The sequence below is a fragment of the Pseudonocardia sp. CA-107938 genome (assembly GCF_050936315.1).
In the GTDB taxonomy this organism is placed as follows: domain Bacteria; phylum Actinomycetota; class Actinomycetes; order Mycobacteriales; family Pseudonocardiaceae; genus Pseudonocardia.
The window spans coordinates 3,904,999-3,920,745 of sequence record NZ_JBNJNA010000001.1; the positions used below are offsets into that span (position 1 = coordinate 3,904,999).

General features: G+C 74.3%; 19 protein-coding genes. 17 read left to right on the top strand and 2 right to left on the bottom strand.

What is annotated here, in order from left to right; genetic code table 11:
- The first annotated feature begins 4 nt into the window (after positions 1-4).
- From ACQEVB_RS19395 to ACQEVB_RS19420, 6 genes are all read left to right on the top strand, one after another.
- A complete protein-coding gene (locus ACQEVB_RS19395; protein ID WP_432973231.1) occupies positions 5-1,090 on the top strand; it encodes an amidohydrolase family protein in 1,086 nt (361 codons plus the stop codon).
- A 168-nt stretch (positions 1,091-1,258) separates the two neighbouring features.
- Positions 1,259-1,702, top strand: coding sequence for a 30S ribosomal protein S16 (rpsP, locus tag ACQEVB_RS19400; protein ID WP_432973234.1), 444 nt, complete (start codon positions 1,259-1,261; stop codon positions 1,700-1,702).
- Positions 1,699-1,941: an RNA-binding protein gene (locus tag ACQEVB_RS19405; protein WP_432973237.1), complete on the top strand. Its 243-nt coding sequence runs from the start codon at positions 1,699-1,701 to the stop codon at positions 1,939-1,941. The genes rpsP and ACQEVB_RS19405 overlap by 4 nt, the downstream gene beginning before the upstream one ends.
- Complete coding sequence (gene rimM / locus ACQEVB_RS19410) at positions 1,919-2,470, top strand: ribosome maturation factor RimM (RefSeq protein WP_432973240.1); 552 nt, start codon at positions 1,919-1,921, stop codon at positions 2,468-2,470. Before ACQEVB_RS19405 ends, rimM begins: the two co-directional genes overlap by 23 nt.
- A gap of 38 nt (positions 2,471-2,508) precedes the next feature.
- A complete protein-coding gene (locus ACQEVB_RS19415; RefSeq protein WP_432973243.1) occupies positions 2,509-2,724 on the top strand; it encodes a helix-turn-helix domain-containing protein in 216 nt (71 codons plus the stop codon).
- 15 nt (positions 2,725-2,739) lie between these two features.
- Positions 2,740-3,294, top strand: coding sequence for a Clp protease N-terminal domain-containing protein (locus ACQEVB_RS19420; protein WP_432973246.1), 555 nt, complete (start codon positions 2,740-2,742; stop codon positions 3,292-3,294).
- Between the two features lie 4 nt (positions 3,295-3,298).
- Here the strand turns inward: ACQEVB_RS19420 and ACQEVB_RS19425 are convergent, their stop codons facing one another.
- Positions 3,299-4,018: an MgtC/SapB family protein gene (locus ACQEVB_RS19425; RefSeq protein ID WP_432973249.1), complete on the bottom strand. Its 720-nt coding sequence runs from the start codon at positions 4,016-4,018 to the stop codon at positions 3,299-3,301.
- Between the two features lie 31 nt (positions 4,019-4,049).
- On the opposite strand from ACQEVB_RS19425, the gene trmD reads away from it, so the two are divergent.
- From trmD to ACQEVB_RS19480, 11 genes are all read left to right on the top strand, one after another.
- Positions 4,050-4,790, top strand: coding sequence for a tRNA (guanosine(37)-N1)-methyltransferase TrmD (gene trmD, locus ACQEVB_RS19430; RefSeq protein WP_432973252.1), 741 nt, complete (start codon positions 4,050-4,052; stop codon positions 4,788-4,790).
- 127 nt (positions 4,791-4,917) lie between these two features.
- Positions 4,918-5,277 (top strand): 50S ribosomal protein L19, encoded by a 360-nt coding sequence (gene rplS / locus ACQEVB_RS19435; RefSeq protein ID WP_432973255.1) that lies wholly within the window; start codon positions 4,918-4,920, stop codon positions 5,275-5,277.
- Between the two features lie 152 nt (positions 5,278-5,429).
- The gene (gene lepB / locus ACQEVB_RS19440) at positions 5,430-6,968 is read left to right on the top strand and encodes a signal peptidase I (protein ID WP_432973258.1); all 1,539 of its coding nucleotides are present in this window, start codon (positions 5,430-5,432) and stop codon (positions 6,966-6,968) included.
- Positions 6,969-6,997: 29 nt separating this feature from the next.
- Entirely contained in the window at positions 6,998-7,822 is an 825-nt protein-coding gene (locus tag ACQEVB_RS19445) for a ribonuclease HII (RefSeq protein WP_432973261.1), read from the top strand.
- Positions 7,819-8,139 (top strand): DUF2469 domain-containing protein, encoded by a 321-nt coding sequence (locus ACQEVB_RS19450; protein WP_432973264.1) that lies wholly within the window; start codon positions 7,819-7,821, stop codon positions 8,137-8,139. Before ACQEVB_RS19445 ends, ACQEVB_RS19450 begins: the two co-directional genes overlap by 4 nt.
- A 218-nt stretch (positions 8,140-8,357) precedes the next feature.
- The gene (locus ACQEVB_RS19455) at positions 8,358-9,533 is read left to right on the top strand and encodes a helix-turn-helix domain-containing protein (RefSeq protein ID WP_432973267.1); all 1,176 of its coding nucleotides are present in this window, start codon (positions 8,358-8,360) and stop codon (positions 9,531-9,533) included.
- Positions 9,534-9,695: 162 nt separating this feature from the next.
- Positions 9,696-10,052 (top strand): YraN family protein, encoded by a 357-nt coding sequence (locus tag ACQEVB_RS19460; protein ID WP_432973270.1) that lies wholly within the window; start codon positions 9,696-9,698, stop codon positions 10,050-10,052.
- Positions 10,052-11,563 carry a YifB family Mg chelatase-like AAA ATPase gene (locus tag ACQEVB_RS19465; RefSeq protein ID WP_432973273.1) on the top strand — a complete coding sequence of 504 codons (1,512 nt, stop codon included), beginning with the start codon at positions 10,052-10,054 and terminating at the stop codon, positions 11,561-11,563. Before ACQEVB_RS19460 ends, ACQEVB_RS19465 begins: the two co-directional genes overlap by 1 nt.
- Positions 11,560-12,840 carry a DNA-processing protein DprA gene (gene dprA, locus ACQEVB_RS19470; RefSeq protein WP_432973276.1) on the top strand — a complete coding sequence of 427 codons (1,281 nt, stop codon included), beginning with the start codon at positions 11,560-11,562 and terminating at the stop codon, positions 12,838-12,840. The genes ACQEVB_RS19465 and dprA overlap by 4 nt, the downstream gene beginning before the upstream one ends.
- 100 nt (positions 12,841-12,940) lie before the next feature.
- Positions 12,941-13,864 (top strand): tyrosine-type recombinase/integrase, encoded by a 924-nt coding sequence (locus ACQEVB_RS19475; RefSeq protein WP_432973279.1) that lies wholly within the window; start codon positions 12,941-12,943, stop codon positions 13,862-13,864.
- A gap of 91 nt (positions 13,865-13,955) precedes the next feature.
- Complete coding sequence (locus ACQEVB_RS19480) at positions 13,956-14,756, top strand: FliA/WhiG family RNA polymerase sigma factor (RefSeq protein ID WP_432973281.1); 801 nt, start codon at positions 13,956-13,958, stop codon at positions 14,754-14,756.
- A 28-nt stretch (positions 14,757-14,784) separates the two neighbouring features.
- On the opposite strand, the gene ACQEVB_RS19485 is transcribed toward ACQEVB_RS19480, so the two are convergent.
- The gene (locus ACQEVB_RS19485) at positions 14,785-15,744 is read right to left on the bottom strand and encodes a M23 family metallopeptidase (protein ID WP_432973284.1); all 960 of its coding nucleotides are present in this window, start codon (positions 15,742-15,744) and stop codon (positions 14,785-14,787) included.
- Positions 15,745-15,747: the final 3 nt, after the last annotated feature.

A 15,747-nucleotide genomic window follows, 5' to 3' on the forward strand; every position in this document is an offset into this window, starting at 1 on the left:
GCGCATGTACCGGCTGCACGGTGTGGTGCTGGGGCCGGGCGGGGCGGAGGAGTCCCGTGAGCTGTTCGTCGGGTCCGACGGCCGGATCGCCGACGGGCCCATCGCCGGCGCGGAGACCCTGCTCGACCGCGGCTGGATCGTGCCCGGGCTGGTCGACGCGCACTGCCACGTCGGACTCGGCCCCGAGGGGCCGACGACCCTCGAAGAGGCCGTCGAGCAGGCGCTCGTCGACCGCGACGCCGGCGCCCTGCTGCTGCGCGACTGCGGCTCGCCCATCGACACCCGGCCGCTGCAGGCGCGGGACGACCTCCCGGAGATCATCCGGGCGAACCGGCACGTCGCGCGGCCCAAGCGCTACGTCCGCGGCGTCGCCGTCGAGGTCGACGAGCCGGCCACCCTGCCCGAGGTCGTGGCCGAGCAGGCCGCGGCGGGCGACGGCTGGGTGAAGCTGGTCGGCGACTGGATCGACCGCGACGAGGGTGACCTCGCCCCGCTGTGGCCCGACGACGTGCTGGTGGCGGCCATCGACGCCGCGCACGCGGCCGGCGCCCGGGTCACCGCGCACGTGTTCGGCGCCTCCGCGATGCCCGGCCTGATCCGGGCCGGGATCGACTGCCTGGAGCACGGCACCGGGCTCACCGACGACCTGATCGCCGAGATGGCCGCCCGCGGCACCGCGCTCGTGCCCACGCTGATCAACGTCGACACGTTCCCGCAGATCGCGGCCTCGGCGTCGCGGTTCCCGCGCTACGCCGAGCACATGCTCGCGCTGCACGCGGGTGCCCGCGACGTGGTGCGACGCGCGGTCGAGGCCGGCGTCCCGGTCTACGCCGGCACCGACGCCGGCGGCGGGATCGCCCACGGCCGCATCGCCGACGAGGTGCTGGCCCTGCACGCGGCCGGGCACCCCGACGCGCTCGGCGCGGCGAGCTGGTCGGCCCGGGCCTGGCTCGGCAAGCCGCTGCTCGACGCGGGCGCGCCCGCGGACCTGGCCGTGTACCGGGAGGACCCGCGGCGCCACCCCGAGGTGCTGCACGAGCCCGCGCTCGTGATGCTGCGCGGCCGCCCGGTCGACGGCAGCGGCCGGTAGTAGCCCAGCTCCCCGTCCGAGCAGGGCATCTGGCAGAATGGCCGACTGGCTGCGCGGTCGGCCCTCTACCAGCCGCGCCCATCGAACCTCGAGACGCGTCGCACGTACCCCACACGCGCAGCGCGGCCTCACGCCGAGAAAGACACATCGCGAGGAGCAGCAAGCAGCGTGGCCGTCAAGATCAAGCTGACGCGACTGGGCAAGATCCGCCAGCCGTACTACCGCATCGTCGTCGCCGACGCCCGTACCCGCCGCAGCGGCCGGGCCATCGAGACCATCGGCAAGTACCACCCGAAGCTCGAGCCGAGCCTCATCGAGATCGACTCGGAGCGGGCGCAGTACTGGCTGGGTGTGGGCGCGCAGCCCACCGAGCCCGTCCAGCACCTGCTGGAGATCACCGGCGACTGGCAGAAGTTCAAGGGCCTGCCGGGCGCCGAGGGCACCCTCAAGGCCCAGCCGGAGAAGGCCGACAAGCTGGCCCGGTTCCAGGCCGCTCTCGCCGCAGCCGGCGAGGAGCCCACCACCGAGGCCACCACCCCGAAGAAGAAGGCCGACCGGCGCGCCAAGGACGAGGGGGCCGCTGAGGCCGCTGACTCCGCGGCCCAGTCGTGACGGCGGTCCTCGCCGACGCTCTCGAGCACCTCGTCCGCGGGATCGTCGATCACCCGGACGAGGTGCGGGTGGACCTCGTGACCACCCGCCGCGGCCGCACCCTCGAGGTGCGGGTGCACCCCGAGGACCTCGGCAAGGTCATCGGGCGGGGCGGTCGCACCGCCACCGCCCTGCGCACCGTCGTCGGTGGTATCGGCGGCAAGGGTGTGCGGGTCGATGTCGTCGACACCGATCGGTAGTACGCAGTTCCTCGTCGGCATCGCCGTGCGGGCCCATGGCCTGCACGGCGAGGTCGCCGTCGAGGTCAGGACCGACTCCCCGCAGGAGCGGTTCGCCCCGGGTGCGCGGCTCGCCACGAGCCGCCCCGGGAGCCCGGCGGGCGCGCTCACCGTCGCGTCGGCCCGTCCCCACTCCGGCCGGATGCTCGTCCGGTTCGTCGAGGTCCCCGACCGCACCGCAGCGGAGGCGCTGCGGGGCACCCGCCTGCTCGTCGGGGTCGACGAGCTCGCGCCGGTCGAGGACCCGGACGAGTTCCACGTCCACCAGCTCGAGGGCCTCGCGGCCGAGCTGGTCGACGGCACCCCCGTCGGCACCGTGCGCGAGGTCGTGCACGGGCCTGGCGGCGAGCTGCTCGTGCTCGCCCGACCCGAGCTCCCCGACGCGCTGGTGCCGTTCGTGCGCGCGATCGTCCCCACCGTGGACGTGGCCGGCGGCAAGGTCGTCCTCGATCCCCCCGAAGGCCTCCTCGACCTCGAGTCGTCAACCTGAGTTGACACGCCCGCTGCCGTCAACGTAGGTTGACGGCCATGACGGATGCGACAGAGGTGGCCGCCGCGGCCTCCAATCGGGATCCCGCGATCGGCCTCGCGGCCGTCGCCTCCCTGCGCGAACTCCTCGAATCGCTCGAGGAGCTGCAGGTCGGCAACGCCCGCCAGCAGGGCTGGTCGTGGCAGCAGATCGCCGAGTCGCTGCGCGTGTCCAAGCAGGCGGTGCACAAGAAGTACCGCCGGCTCGGGTTCTGAGAGGGGAACAGCCCAATGTTCGAACGGTTCACGGCCAAGGCTCGCGACGTCGTCATCCGTGCGCAGGCCGAGGACATCGCCCGGGGCGCCGACGCCATCCGCAGCGAACACCTGCTCGCGGCGCTGGTCCAGGTGCCCGACACGATCGCGCTGATGGTGCTCACCGGCTTCTCGGTGACCCCCGCCGACGTGCTCGCCGACGTCGACGCGCTCGGCACCACGCCGTCCGACAGCGAGGCGCTGGCCAGCATCGGCATCGACCTCGACGAGGTGCGCCGGCAGGTGGAGGAGGCCTTCGGGCCCGGCGCGCTCGACCGGACCATGGCCGCGCGCGGCGGCCGGAAGAACGGGCGCACCCCGTTCGACCGCACCGCCAAGAAGGTGATGGAGCTGGCGCTGCGCGAGGCCATCGCGCTCAAGCACAACTACATCGGCACCGAGCACATCCTGCTCGGGATGCTGCACAGCGAGACCGGCGCCGCCCAGCGGATCCTCGCCGCCCGCAACGTGCAGCAGCACGTCGCCCGCGTGATGGTGGAGGAGCTGGTCAGGGGCAAGCGCGCCGGTTAGGGCCTCATTCGTCCAGCGGCTCCCGGCCCGTCGCCGTGAACCGGACGGCCGGCAGCTCGGCCAGCTCGCCGGCCAGCGCCGGAAGATCGCCGCGACCGTCCAGGTGCAGGGTCACCGCGGCCACCCGGACGCCGGCGTCGTCGACGTCCTCCCGGTCGACCTCAACCCCGTGCACGGCCCAGCCCCGCTCGGTGCACGCGGCGAGCACGGCCCGCAGCACACCGTGGCCGTCGGCGTAGCCCAGGCGCAGCACGGGCTGCTCCTTGCGCCGCCGAGCTGTGGCCCTGGCCAGCGGCGGCAGCCCGCGGGTCACGACGAAGTGCCCCGCGGTCGTCGCGACCGCGAGCACCGGAAGGCCGGCGCCGCACGCCATCCCGACGGCGGCGACCAGCCACACGGTGGCCGCGGTGGTGAGCCCACGGACGGCGTCCTTCCGCACGAAGATCAGCCCGCCGCCGATGAACCCGATGCCGGACACGATCTGCGCCGCGATCCGCGACGGGTCCAGGGCCACGTGGTCGAGCACGAGCATGTCGGCGAAGCCGTACTTCGACACCACCATGATCACGGCCGACCCCAGCCCGACCAGCGCGTGCGTGCGCAGCCCTGCGCTCTTCGCGCCCGCCTCGCGCTCCAGCCCCACCAGCACCGAGAGCACGAGTGCGAGCGCCACGGGCAGCAGGACCGACCACTGGCCGTCGGTGGACCACAGCGCTGGTGGCACGGCCGGTGCTCCCTCCTGCGAGTATCGCCGCGTGCGGATCGACGTCGTGACCATCTTCCCCGGCTACCTCGCGCCGCTGCGCGAAGCCCTCCTGGGGCGGGCGATCACGGCCGGGCTCGTCGAGGTCGAGGTGCACAACCTGCGGGACTGGACGCGCGACGTGCACCAGGCCGTCGACGACTCCCCGTACGGCGGCGGGCCGGGCATGGTGATGCGCCCGCAGGTGTGGGGCACCGCGCTCGACGACGTGCTGGGGGAGGAGCCGGCCCGGCTGGTGGTGCCCACACCGGCCGGTGTGCCGTTCACGCAGGCCACCGCCCGGCGCTGGGCCGAGGAGCCGCGGCTGGTCTTCGCCTGCGGCCGCTACGAGGGCATCGACCAGCGCGTGGTCGACGACTACGCGACCCGGATGCCCGTCGAGGAGGTCAGCATCGGCGACTACGTGCTGGTCGGGGGCGAGGTCGCGGTGCTGGTGATGGTGGAGGCCGTCGCGCGCCTGCTGCCCGGTGTGCTGGGCAACCCGCAGTCCGCCGAGCAGGACTCGTTCTCCGACGGGCTGCTCGAAGGCCCCGCCTACACCCGGCCCGTGACGTGGCGCGGGCTCGAGGTGCCGGAGGTGCTGCGCAGCGGCGACCACGGCGCGATCGCGCGGTGGCGTCGCGACCGGGCGCTGGAGCGCACGGCGGCGCGCCGTCCCGACCTGCTCGCGGCGCTGCCCGAGGATGCGCTGGACAAGCGGGACCGGGCCTTCCTCGAGTCCCTGGACGGGTGAGTGCATGCCCTCCGGACGCGTCTGGCACTATTGATGAGTTGCCAGCGCCCCAACGGGCCTGCCCGCGCCGTTGACGAGTAACGAGCGCCGCACCACCGCTATCACGTACCGAGGACGGATCTTCGCGATGAACACCCTGGACGCCCTGGACGCAGAGCAGCTGCGCTCCGACATCCCCGCCTTCCGGCCGGGTGACACGCTCAAGGTGCACGTCAAGGTCATCGAGGGCAACCGCTCCCGCGTCCAGGTGTTCCAGGGCGTGGTCATCCGCCGCCACGGCGCCGGCGCCCGCGAGACGTTCACCGTCCGCAAGGTGTCGTTCGGCGTCGGCGTGGAGCGCACGTTCCCCGTGCACTCGCCGAACCTCGAGAAGATCGAGGTCGCCACCCGCGGCGACGTGCGCCGCGCCAAGCTGTACTACCTCCGTGATCTCCGCGGCAAGGCCGCGAAGATCAAGGAGAAGCGCGAGACCCCATCGGCGTCCTGACCTTGAAGGTCGGTTGACGTAGCCTCGTGGGCGTGGCCCTCCCCGAGCTCCCCGACGACAGGCGGGGCCGATCTCGACGGCAGACGCCGGACGGCGAACCGCCTCCGCCGCGGCGTCGGGTGCCGGCGCCGCCGGTCCGGCGTGGTCCCGCCGTGCCCGTCGAGGAGCCCGAGCAGGACAGCCGGCCGGCCCGGCGCGCCCCCGCACAGGGCGATGGTCGCCGCCGGACGGCCGATCCCGCGCGCCGCGGAGCGCCGCCGGCCGACGAGCCCAGGCGAGAGCGGCGGGCGCCCGACCCGCGGCAGAACCCGGACGGTCGACCCGCCGGGCGCCGCCGACGCCCGGAGCCACCGGATACACCGCCCGAGCTGCCCCAGCGGCGTCCACGCGACGCCGAGCAGGGCCGCCGCCAGCCTCCGCCCGTACGCCGCGAGGAGCGCAGACCCGCCGTCCGCGACGACCGCCCGAGCGGACCGGTCGGTGCCGAGCTGTTCACCCCCGAGCCGCCGGTCGAGCGTCGCCCGGAACCGGGGCGCTACGACGGCGGCCGCCGCAACGGCCGCCCCCAGGACGCAGCGCCCCGCCGCGAGCCGGGTCGCCGCCGCGCGCCCGACGGCCGCCGCGGCGCGATCGACGAGCCCACCGTCCGCGCCGGAAACCGCACCGCCCCACGGGGTGTGCCCGTCGAGCCGCTGGAGCCCGTCGACGACGTCATCGCCGGCCCCGCCGCCGACACCGAGGCCACCACGCACGTCGACCCCTCGTCCCCGGAGTTCCCCGGCCGGCACCGCCGCCGAGCCGGCGAGTCCGCCGACGAACGCCCCGCCGCGGCCTACCGCGAGCTGGCCGCCGCCGACGGCCGCAAGCAGCGCACGGGACGGCGGCGCCGCTCGTCGTTCTGGAAGGAACTGCCGCTGCTGGTGCTGGTGGCGCTGGTACTGACCTTCCTCATCCAGACGTTCATCGCGAAGGTCTACGTCATCCCGTCGGGCTCGATGGAGACGACGCTGCACGGCTGCACCGGCTGCAACAACGACCGCGTGCTCGTCGACAAGGTCACCTACCGGTTCTCCGGCCCGCAGCCCGGTGACGTCGTGGTGTTCCGCGGTCCCGACAGCTGGAACAGCGAGATCCAGATCGCGCCGCCGAGCAACTTCCTCATCGCCGGACTGCAGCAGCTGGGCTCGCTGATCGGCCTCGCGCCGCCCGACGAGAAGGACTTCGTCAAGCGCGTCATCGCCGTCGGCGGGCAGACGGTGCAGTGCTGCACCACCAACGGCCAGGTGATGGTCGACGGCAAGCCGCTCAACGAGCCCTACATCTACTACCTGCCCGGCGCCGGTGAACCGCGCCAGCAGGCGTTCGGGCCGGTCACGGTCCCGCAGGGCGAGCTGTGGATGATGGGCGACAGCCGCAACAACTCGGCCGACTCCCGCATCGCCGGGCACGGCGCGGTGCCCGTCGCCAACGTCATCGGCAAGGCCCGCTTGATCGTCCTGCCGTTCCCGCGGTTCGGCTGGATCCCCAGCGCGGACCCGCAGAACCTCAGCGTCGGGCTCGGTCCGGCAGGCGACGCGGCCGGGTTCGGAGCGGTCGCGTTGGCGGCCGCGCTGCCGCTGCTCCGGCGTCGGCGCAGGTCCGGCCTGCTCGACCTCGACGACGTCGACACGTGGCCCATGCGGCGCCGCTGAGCGACGCCGTCCGCTCTAGACTTGCCGTGATGTCCCGCTATGCCGCCTCACGTCGTCGTGCCGTTCGCGCGGCGACCTCGGACCTCCGCCGCGAGGGGCTGCTGCCGGAGCGGGCGATCGTGCGCCGCAGCGGCAACTGGACGTTCCAGGCCACCCTGCAACGGCACGGCCTCGGCCCCGTGGCGGGCGTCGACGAGGCCGGTCGCGGTGCCTGCGCCGGGCCGCTGGTGGTGGCGGCGTGCGTGCTGCGCGCGGCGGACGCCAAGCGGCTCGACGGCCTCACCGACTCGAAGCTGCTCTCCGCCGCGGCCCGCGAGGAGTTCTACGAGATCATCGTGCGGCGGGCCGAGCAGTACGCGGTCGTCGTGATCCCGCCGACCGAGGTGGACCGGCGCGGGGTGCACGTCGCGAACGTCGAAGGGATGCGCCGGGCCGTCGCGCAGCTGGCCGAGCCGCCCGGGTACGTGCTGACCGACGGCTTCCCGGTGCGCGGGTTCGGCCGTCCGGCTCTGGCCGTGCAGAAGGGCGACCAGGTCGCCGCCTGCGTCGCCGCCGCGTCGGTGCTGGCGAAGGTCACCAGGGACCGGATCATGGTGGAGCTCGACGCGGAGTACCCGCAGTACCGCTTCGCCGAGCACAAGGGCTACTGCACGCCCGTCCACGACGCAGCGCTCGCTGATCACGGTCCGTCACCGGTGCATCGCTACTCGTTCGTGAACGTCAGGGCCGCCTTGGCGGGCGCGGGACGGTCCGCCGTCGGCTTCGCGGGCGACCTGGTGGACAATGGACCCTTGCCCGAGCTGATGCCCGTCGGGATGTCCGACGTGGGCGCAGGAGGAGGAGTCGAGTCGTGAGCGCCGAGGATCTCGAGAAGTACGAGACCGAGATGGAGCTCACGCTCTACAAGGAGTACCGGGACATCGTCTCCCAGTTCTCCTACGTCGTGGAGACGGAGCGCCGCTTCTACCTGGCCAACTCGGTCGACGTGGCGGCCCGCAACTCCGACGGCGAGATCTACTTCGAGGTCCGCATGTCCGACGCGTGGGTGTGGGACATGTACCGGCCCGCCCGGTTCGTGAAGAACGTGCGCGTGCTGACGTTCAAGGACGTCAACGTCGAGGAGCTGGACAAGCCCGACCTGCGGCTGCCGGAGGGCAAGGAGTTCGGCTGACCGGGGGAGTCCCGACCAATCGGCGGGTCTGTTCATAGGTTCGTCCCGGCCCGCTGAACCGCACCGGTTCACAGCTCGGCGGCGGACTGCGCATACCTCTGCAGGCTGCACGGCCAGACGAGGCGTGCGGCCCGGCGGAGCACACGCGACACCGCCCGGGCTCGCTACAGCGCGTCAGTGCGGCATCGATGGTGTGGGCAGACAGGGATACTCCGGCAGTGACCGCTCGACGTGCCCGGCTCGCGCGAGCGCGACGCGCGGCCGGTCTCACCCAGGAAGACCTCGCCCACCGCGTCGGCGTCGACCGGTCCACGGTCGGCCGCTGGGAAGCCGGGGAGTCGGACCCGCAGCCGTGGGCACGTCGCAAGCTCGCGAAGGTGCTCGGACTACCGCTCGACGAGCTGGCCGTCGCGCTCGACGACCCTCGGCGGACAGATGCCACGGCGGCCGCCGACGAGGACGCGTTCGACCGGCTGGCCCGCGCGGTCGAGCAGCCGAGGCGCGTCGACCTGACCGTGGTCGAACACCTCGCCGAGACCCTCGCCCGGCAACGGAAGATCGAGGACGAGGTCGGCGCCCGTGCGATGGCGCCCGCGGTACTCGCCGAGATCACGCTGCTCGAGCGGATGGCCCGAGAGGCGCGCGGCCCGGTCCGTGCGGCGGCCGTCCAGCTCCTCGCGGAGTACCACCAGTTCGCCGGTTGGATGGGCGAGGATCTCGGCGACCACGCCGGGGCTACCGCCCACTACGACCGCGCGATGGACGCGGCCACCGAGACCGGCGACGCCAACATGATCACGTCGGTGCTGTCGATGAAATCGCACCTGGCGTGGTCGCTGTGTGATGCAGCGCTTGCCGTGGGACTCGCAGCCGCCGGGGGCCGACACCCTGGCGCAGTCAGCCCCGGCGTGCTGTCGCTGGTGACGCAGCAGGAGGCGCGCGGCCACGCCCTCGACGGCAACGGTGAACAGGTCGATCGTCTGCTGGACCGAGCCGAACGATTGTCGCTCGATGCCGCCGAGCACCCCGAGGACGAGCCCCCGTGGGTGTACTTCACCGACCCCGGCCGGGTGTTGTTCCAACGCGGCGTCGCCTACGTCGAACTCGGCCGGCACGCGCGCGCCGTGGAGCTGTTCCGCGAAGCTCGCGCGCACCTGGGCCCGAGCTACCGACGGGACCACGGCCGGTACGCGGCGCGTCTCGCGCTCGCTGCCGCGCTGGACGGGCGGATCGACGAGGCCACGGCCGCCGGCCGAGAGGCCGTCGCGCTCGCGCTGGTGGCTGGCGGCGCGCACACGGTCGCGGACCTGCGGCGGATGCGCCGCGCGCTGGAGCGGTGGAGCAGCGCGCCTGCCGTCGTGGAGTTCGACGAGATGCTGGCCGATCTCGCGTAGGTGCCGGCGCGGCCGGTCTCCATCGCGCTTGAGCGCGGCGCGTTTACCACGACGCCCCGACGTTTCCGCCGCGCACCGGCCGAGTTGTCCCCAACTCGCCAGTCTGTCCACAGATTTCGCAGGTCACGCCCACGACGGCCGATCAACCGTCATCGTTGAGGCATGGCAGCGAAGGACGAGCTCGGCCGCCGCGGTGAGGACATCGCGGTGCGCTACCTCGAGCACCACGGGCTCGTGGTGCTCTCGCGCAACTGGCGATGCCGCGTCGGGGAGATCGACGTCATCGCCACCGACGCGCAGCGGCTGGTCGTGTGCGAGGTCAAGACCCGCAGCAGCGAACGGTTCGGCGGTCCGGCGGAAGCGGTCGACCTGAGGAAGGCCGTCCGCATCAAACGGGTCACCCAGGCCTGGCTCACCACCCACGGGGTGCGCTGGTGCGAGCTGCGGTTCGACGTGCTCGCGGTGGTGGCCGCACCCGGCGCGCCGGCCCGCGTCACCCACTACCGGTCGGCGTTCTGATGGGCATCGGGCGGGCGTGGTCGGTGGCGCTGCAGGGCGTCGACGGGCACGTGGTGGAGATCGAGGCCGACGTCGGCGACGGGCTGCCCGGCGTGCACATGGTCGGCATGGCCGACACGGCGCTGCGCGAGTCGAAGGACCGGGTGCGCGCCGCAGTGGTCAACTCCGAGTGCGGTTGGCCCAACCGGCGGGTCGTGCTCGCACTGTCCCCGGCGGCACTGCGCAAGACGGGCAGCTCCTTCGACTTGGCGCTGGCCTGCGGCATCCTCGCCGCCGAGCAGGTCGTCGAGCAGCAGGCGCTCGCCGGCACGGCACTGCTGGGGGAGCTGGCGCTCGACGGGCGGCTGCGCGAGGTCCGCGGGCTCCTGCCGTGCCTGCTGGCCGCGCGCCGGGCCGGCCTGCGCCGCGTGGTGGTGCCCGAGTCGATGCTCGGCGAGGCGGCGCTGGTCGACGGCATCGACGTGTTCGGGGCCGCGTCGCTCTCCGACGTGCTGGTGTGGCTGCGCGGGTTCTGCGAGCTGCCTCGTCCCGAGCGGATTGCGGAGGCCGGCACCGGTGCGACCGACGAGCTCGATCTCGCCGACGTCGTCGGGCAGGAGGACGCCCGGCTCGCCTGCGAGATCGCGGCCGCCGGTGGCCACCACATGCTGCTCGTCGGGCCACCGGGCACCGGCAAGACCATGCTGGCCCGCCGCTTCGCCGGCTTGCTGCCGGCACTCGGTGACGAGGACGCGCTCACGCTCGCCGCCATCCGATCCGTCGCCGGGCGGCTGCCGGAGGGGCAGGCGCTCTCGCACAGCCCTCCGCTCGTGGCGCCGCACCCGTCGAGCTCCACCGCTGCGCTCATCGGTGGCGGCAGCGGCATCGCCCGGCCCGGCGCGGTGTCGCTCGCCCACCGCGGCGTCCTGTTCCTCGACGAGGCGCCAGAGCTCAGCCCGCGCCTGCTGGACGCCCTCCGCACCCCGCTGGAGGAGGGCGAGGTGCGCCTCGCCCGCACGGAAGGCACTGTCACCTACCCGGCGCGGTTCCAGCTCGTGCTGGCGGGCAACCCGTGCCCGTGCGCGCCGGCGCACGATCGCGACTGCGTCTGCACCTCGCCGGTGCGGCGCCGCTACCTCGGCCGGCTGTCCGGACCGTTGCTCGACCGCGTCGACCTGCACGCCCGCCTCTACCCGGTCACCACCTTCGCCGTGCCCGACCGCGGCGAGAGCTCCGCCGCCGTCCGCAGCCGCGTGCTGGCGGCCCGGGAGGCAGCCGCCGAACGATGGGCGGGGGAGGGCTGGAAGACCAACGCCGAAGTGCCCGGGCCGGCTCTGCGATCGCGGTTCGCGCTGCCGGCGAAGATCGTGCGCCCGCTCGACCTCGGCCTGCGCTCGGGGCTGCTCAGCGCCCGCAGCGCGGACCGCGCCCTGCGCGTCGCCTGGACCCTCGCCGACCTCGCCGGCGCCCCGTACCCCGACACCCAACTGGTCGAATCAGCCATTTCGTTCCGAGAACGGAGAGCAGCATGAACACCACACCGTCGCAGGTCACCCACCGCCCGTCCCTCGGCCACGGCCCCGTCGCGGGATCGGGCGACGCACCCTCGGCGGCATCCCCACCGCTCTTGGAGGTCGGCCGGTCGGGGACCGTCCCTGCGCAGTTCCGCGGTCCGCCCGAGCAGGCGCCGCCGGTGCCCGACGAGATCCTGCTGGCCCGGGCCTATCTCTCACGGGTCGCGGAGGCTCCGGCGCCGGCGCTGGCCCGGTTCACCGCGGCCGTCGGAGCGGTGGAGGCGGCGGCGCGGGTCCGGCAGGGGGCGGTGCCGGAGGAGGTGGCGGCGGAGACAGCGGGGCGGCGCGCCACCGACTGTGCCGCTGCCGACCTCGAGCTGGCCCACCGGTGTGGCGCGCGGCTGGTCGTGCCCGAGTCACCGCAGTGGCCGGCCGCGTCGTTCGCCGCGTTCGAGGTGTGCGGCGTGCCGACACTCGCGCCGCCACTGGCGCTCTGGGTGCGCGGGCCCGCCGATCTGGTCGGGCTCACCGAGCTGTCCGTCGCCATCGTCGGCGCGCGGGCCGCCAGCAGCTACGGACTGCACGTCGCGGGGGAACTGGGCGCCGGACTCGCCACGCACGAGGTCTGCGTGGTGTCCGGGGCCGCGCTGGGCATCGACGGAGCAGCGCACCGCGGAGCGCTCGCCGGCGGCGGCGCGACCGTGGCCGTGCTGGCGTGCGGGATCGACCGCGCCTACCCGACCACCCACGAGGCGCTCCTTGCTCGGATCGCCACGGACGGGCTGGTGATCAGCGAGTACCCGCCCGGGTCGGTCCCCGGACGGCACCGGTTCCTCGTGCGCAACCGCCTGATCGCGGCGCTCGGCACGGCCACCGTCGTGGTGGAGGCCGGCGTCCGCAGCGGCGCGCACCGCACCGCGGCCGACGCGCAGGCGCTGGGCCGGCCGGTGATGGCGGTGCCCGGCCCGGTCACGTCCGGCTCGTCCGCAGGGTGCCATCGGTTGATCCGGGAAGGCGCCGAGCTCGTCACCCGCACCGAGGAGGTGCTGGAGATCGCCGGTCCGATCGGGCAGCACCTGCTCGCCGAGGAACGGCCGATCGGTGCGCGCCCCACCGACGGGTTGGCGCCCGTGGCGGCCCTGCTGCACGACGCGCTCCCGGCCCACGGTGCGCGGGCAGCGCCGTGGCTGGCGGCCGAGGCGGGCGTCCCACTGTCGGCGGCGCGGGCCGCGCTCGTGGATCTGGAGCGCCGCGGGCTCGCGGTCGCCGATGCGGGTCGGTGGCGACGGTGTTGACGGCTTCGTCGACATGTGCGCCGACGTTCACGAGGGTGGCGCGCCCCGACGCGCGGGCGCGGTACTTGACCACGCCCGGGCCGGCACGGACCGTCGGGGGATGGCCACCCCGCCGGCAGCCGACGAGCTCGCACCAGCCCTGCGTGCCGCGCTCGACGCGTTCGCCGAGCACCTGCAGTTCGAGCGCGGCCGGTCGGAGCACACCGTCCGGGCGTACCGGAGCGACCTGCGCGGGCTGCTCGCCGGCCTGCCCGGGATCGACGCGCTCGACCTCGCGCACCTGCGGGGCTGGCTCGCCGCAGGCCACGCCGCCGGGTTGTCCCGCACCACGCTCGCTCGACGGGCGGCGGCGGCCCGCACGTTCACCGCCTGGGCGAAGCGCGCCGGCCTGACCGACACCGACCCGGGCACCCGCCTGGGTTCACCTCGGCCGCACACCGACCTCCCCGCGGTGCTCGGGGCGCAGCAGACGGCCGACGTGCTCGACGCTGCCACCACCGGAGCCGAGGAGGGCGAACCCGTCGCGCTGCGGGACCTGCTCGTCCTGGAGCTGCTCTACGCCACCGGGGTGCGGGTGTCGGAGCTCTGCGGGATCGACCTCGACGACATCGACGCCGGACGGCGGGCGGTGCGGGTGACCGGCAAGGGCGCCCGCGAGCGCACCGTCCTCTACGGGGTGCCGGCCGAGCAGGCGCTGCGTCGCTACCTGGAGGCGGGACGTCCGGCACTCGTCACCCCGCGGTCGGGGCCGGCGTTGTTCCTCGGAGCGCGGGGTGGCCGGCTCGATCCCCGCGTCGCACGCGCGGTCGTGCACCGGGCCGTCACCGCCGTGCCGGGTGTGCCCGACATCGGCCCGCACGGGCTGCGGCATGCCGCGGCCACACACATGCTCGAGGGCGGCGCGGACCTCCGTTACGTACAGGAGTTGCTCGGTCACGCTAAGCTATCAACCACTCAGCTCTACACGCACGTCACCGTCGAGCGGCTGAAGGTGGTTCATGAGCAGGCGCACCCTCGAGCGTGAGCTCCCGCGGGTCGACGATCTGCAGCTCGATGCGCCTGTTGCGAGCGTTCCGGCCGAACCACGCCGGCGGCGGTCGGAGCCTCGACCGGTCGTGCACGCGCTCCAGCTGCCCCCACCTCCGCCCGTCGAGATCACCGAACCGCCCTTGGAGGAACCGCCCCGCACCGCGACCGACGAGCTCTGGGAGCTGTACCGCACCACCGCGACACGCCCGAGCAGAGATCGACTTCTGCTGCACTACGCGCCGCTCGTGCGCGCCGTGGCACACCGGGTGGCGGCCGGGCTGCCGACCTACGTCGAGGTGGCCGATCTCGCGCAGATCGGCTACTTCGGCCTGCTCGCCGCGATCGAACGGTTCGACCCGGAGCGCGGGCTGCGGTTCGAGACCTACGCGGCGCAGCGCATCCGCGGCGCCATCCTCGACGACCTGCGGTCGCAGGACTGGGTGCCGCGGACCGTGCGCGGCCGTGTCCGCGACCGCGCCCGGGCCCGCGAACAGCTGGAGTCGCGGCTGCGGCGGGTGGCCACGGAGGAGGAGGTGGCTGCCGAGCTGGGGATCACGGTCGACGACCTGCGCGCCCACCGCCAGCCGGTCCAGCTGGTGTCCGTGGAGGCGCTCGACGAGCACGGAGGCGGCATCGCCGACCTCGTCGAGGCCGAGGAGTCGGACCCCGGTGAGCAGTTGGACGCCCGCGAGACCGTCGAGATGCTGCGGACCGCGCTGCAGCGTCTCGAGGAACGCGACCGCACGGTGATCCGGCTCTACTACGCCGAGAACCGCACACTCGCGGACATCGGGCGAACGCTGGGGCTGACGGAATCGCGGGTGTGCCAGCTGCACTCGCGAGCGGTGCTGCGGCTGCGCGGGAAGTTCGCCGAGCTGGCCGGCTGACGCGCCGCGGCTGGCTGCGCAGGGCCGCTCAGTCGGGTCGCGGCGGCCACTGCGCCGGCACCGGCAGCAGCCGGACGTGCGGCGGGCGCAGGAGCACCAGCGGGTCGACGTAGACCAGCCGGTCGCGGCGCGCACCCCAGTGCAGGCACGCGCTCGGGCAGGCTCCGTGCCCGGGCTCGAGCAGGCCCAGCACCTGCCCGGCCGCTACGGGCTGTCCGGCCGCGACGAAGGGTGTGACGGGTTCGTAGGTGGTGCGCAGGCCGTCGTCGTGCTGCACCGACACCGACCCGCGCCCGGCCACCGGCCCGGCGAACACGACGACTCCACCGCGTGCGGCCAGCACAGCCTGTCCCGGAGACCCGGCGAGGTCGACCCCGCGGTGCCCGGGACCGAACGGCTGGTCCGGCCCCCGGAACGGCGTCACCACCTCCGGCGCCGGCAGCAACGGCCACGCGTACCCCGCACCTGGTGCGGGCACTCCGGCGCCCGGCGGAGCGGGCGGGACGGCCGGAGGAGCCGGCGCCTGGGCGCCGGGCGGGACCGGTGGGAGCGGCGGATCCTGGCTGAGCCGCCCTGCCATGGTGTCGAGCGCTGCAGTGCCGGTCCGCCGAGCAGCGACGGGGAGGACCCGGCCGGCGAGACCGACCACCGCTGCGACCAGGAACTGGGGCCCGGACACGTCCTCGACGTCGGTGCCCCGGTGCGCCGACGCGCCGGCGATGGCTGCGGTCGCTGGGCGCCACTGTGGCGGGCTCGGCCCGGCCATCGTCGCGGGCAGCGCCGCTGTGGCGCGTGTGGCGATGGTGCGGTGTGCCGGCAGGTCGGCGACCGCGCCGGTCGTCTGCGGGTGCGCTGCAGTCGGCCCGGGCGCCGAGGCAAGCCCCGCGGCCAGCGCCACCGCCACCGCCACGATCACCTGCCCGGCGACCGGCCGGAACGGGGCGGGACGCCGCCCGGTCGGTGGGTGCGCGCGGCCTGCTCGGTCCATGCC

What these genes read in the sequence shown, in the direction of transcription:
- ACQEVB_RS19475 (WP_432973279.1), top strand. Translation starts at nt 12,941, where the DNA reads ATGGCCACCCCGCCGGCAGCCGACGAGCTCGCACCAGCCCTGCGTGCC.
- ACQEVB_RS19445 (WP_432973261.1), top strand. Translation starts at nt 6,998, where the DNA reads ATGTCCCGCTATGCCGCCTCACGTCGTCGTGCCGTTCGCGCGGCGACC.
- ACQEVB_RS19485 (WP_432973284.1), bottom strand. Translation starts at nt 15,744, where the DNA reads ATGGACCGAGCAGGCCGCGCGCACCCACCGACCGGGCGGCGTCCCGCC.
- ACQEVB_RS19420 (WP_432973246.1), top strand. Translation starts at nt 2,740, where the DNA reads ATGTTCGAACGGTTCACGGCCAAGGCTCGCGACGTCGTCATCCGTGCG.
- ACQEVB_RS19415 (WP_432973243.1), top strand. Translation starts at nt 2,509, where the DNA reads ATGACGGATGCGACAGAGGTGGCCGCCGCGGCCTCCAATCGGGATCCC.
- ACQEVB_RS19460 (WP_432973270.1), top strand. Translation starts at nt 9,696, where the DNA reads ATGGCAGCGAAGGACGAGCTCGGCCGCCGCGGTGAGGACATCGCGGTG.
- dprA (WP_432973276.1), top strand. Translation starts at nt 11,560, where the DNA reads ATGAACACCACACCGTCGCAGGTCACCCACCGCCCGTCCCTCGGCCAC.
- rimM (WP_432973240.1), top strand. Translation starts at nt 1,919, where the DNA reads ATGTCGTCGACACCGATCGGTAGTACGCAGTTCCTCGTCGGCATCGCC.
- ACQEVB_RS19465 (WP_432973273.1), top strand. Translation starts at nt 10,052, where the DNA reads ATGGGCATCGGGCGGGCGTGGTCGGTGGCGCTGCAGGGCGTCGACGGG.
- ACQEVB_RS19395 (WP_432973231.1), top strand. Translation starts at nt 5, where the DNA reads ATGTACCGGCTGCACGGTGTGGTGCTGGGGCCGGGCGGGGCGGAGGAG.
- rplS (WP_432973255.1), top strand. Translation starts at nt 4,918, where the DNA reads ATGAACACCCTGGACGCCCTGGACGCAGAGCAGCTGCGCTCCGACATC.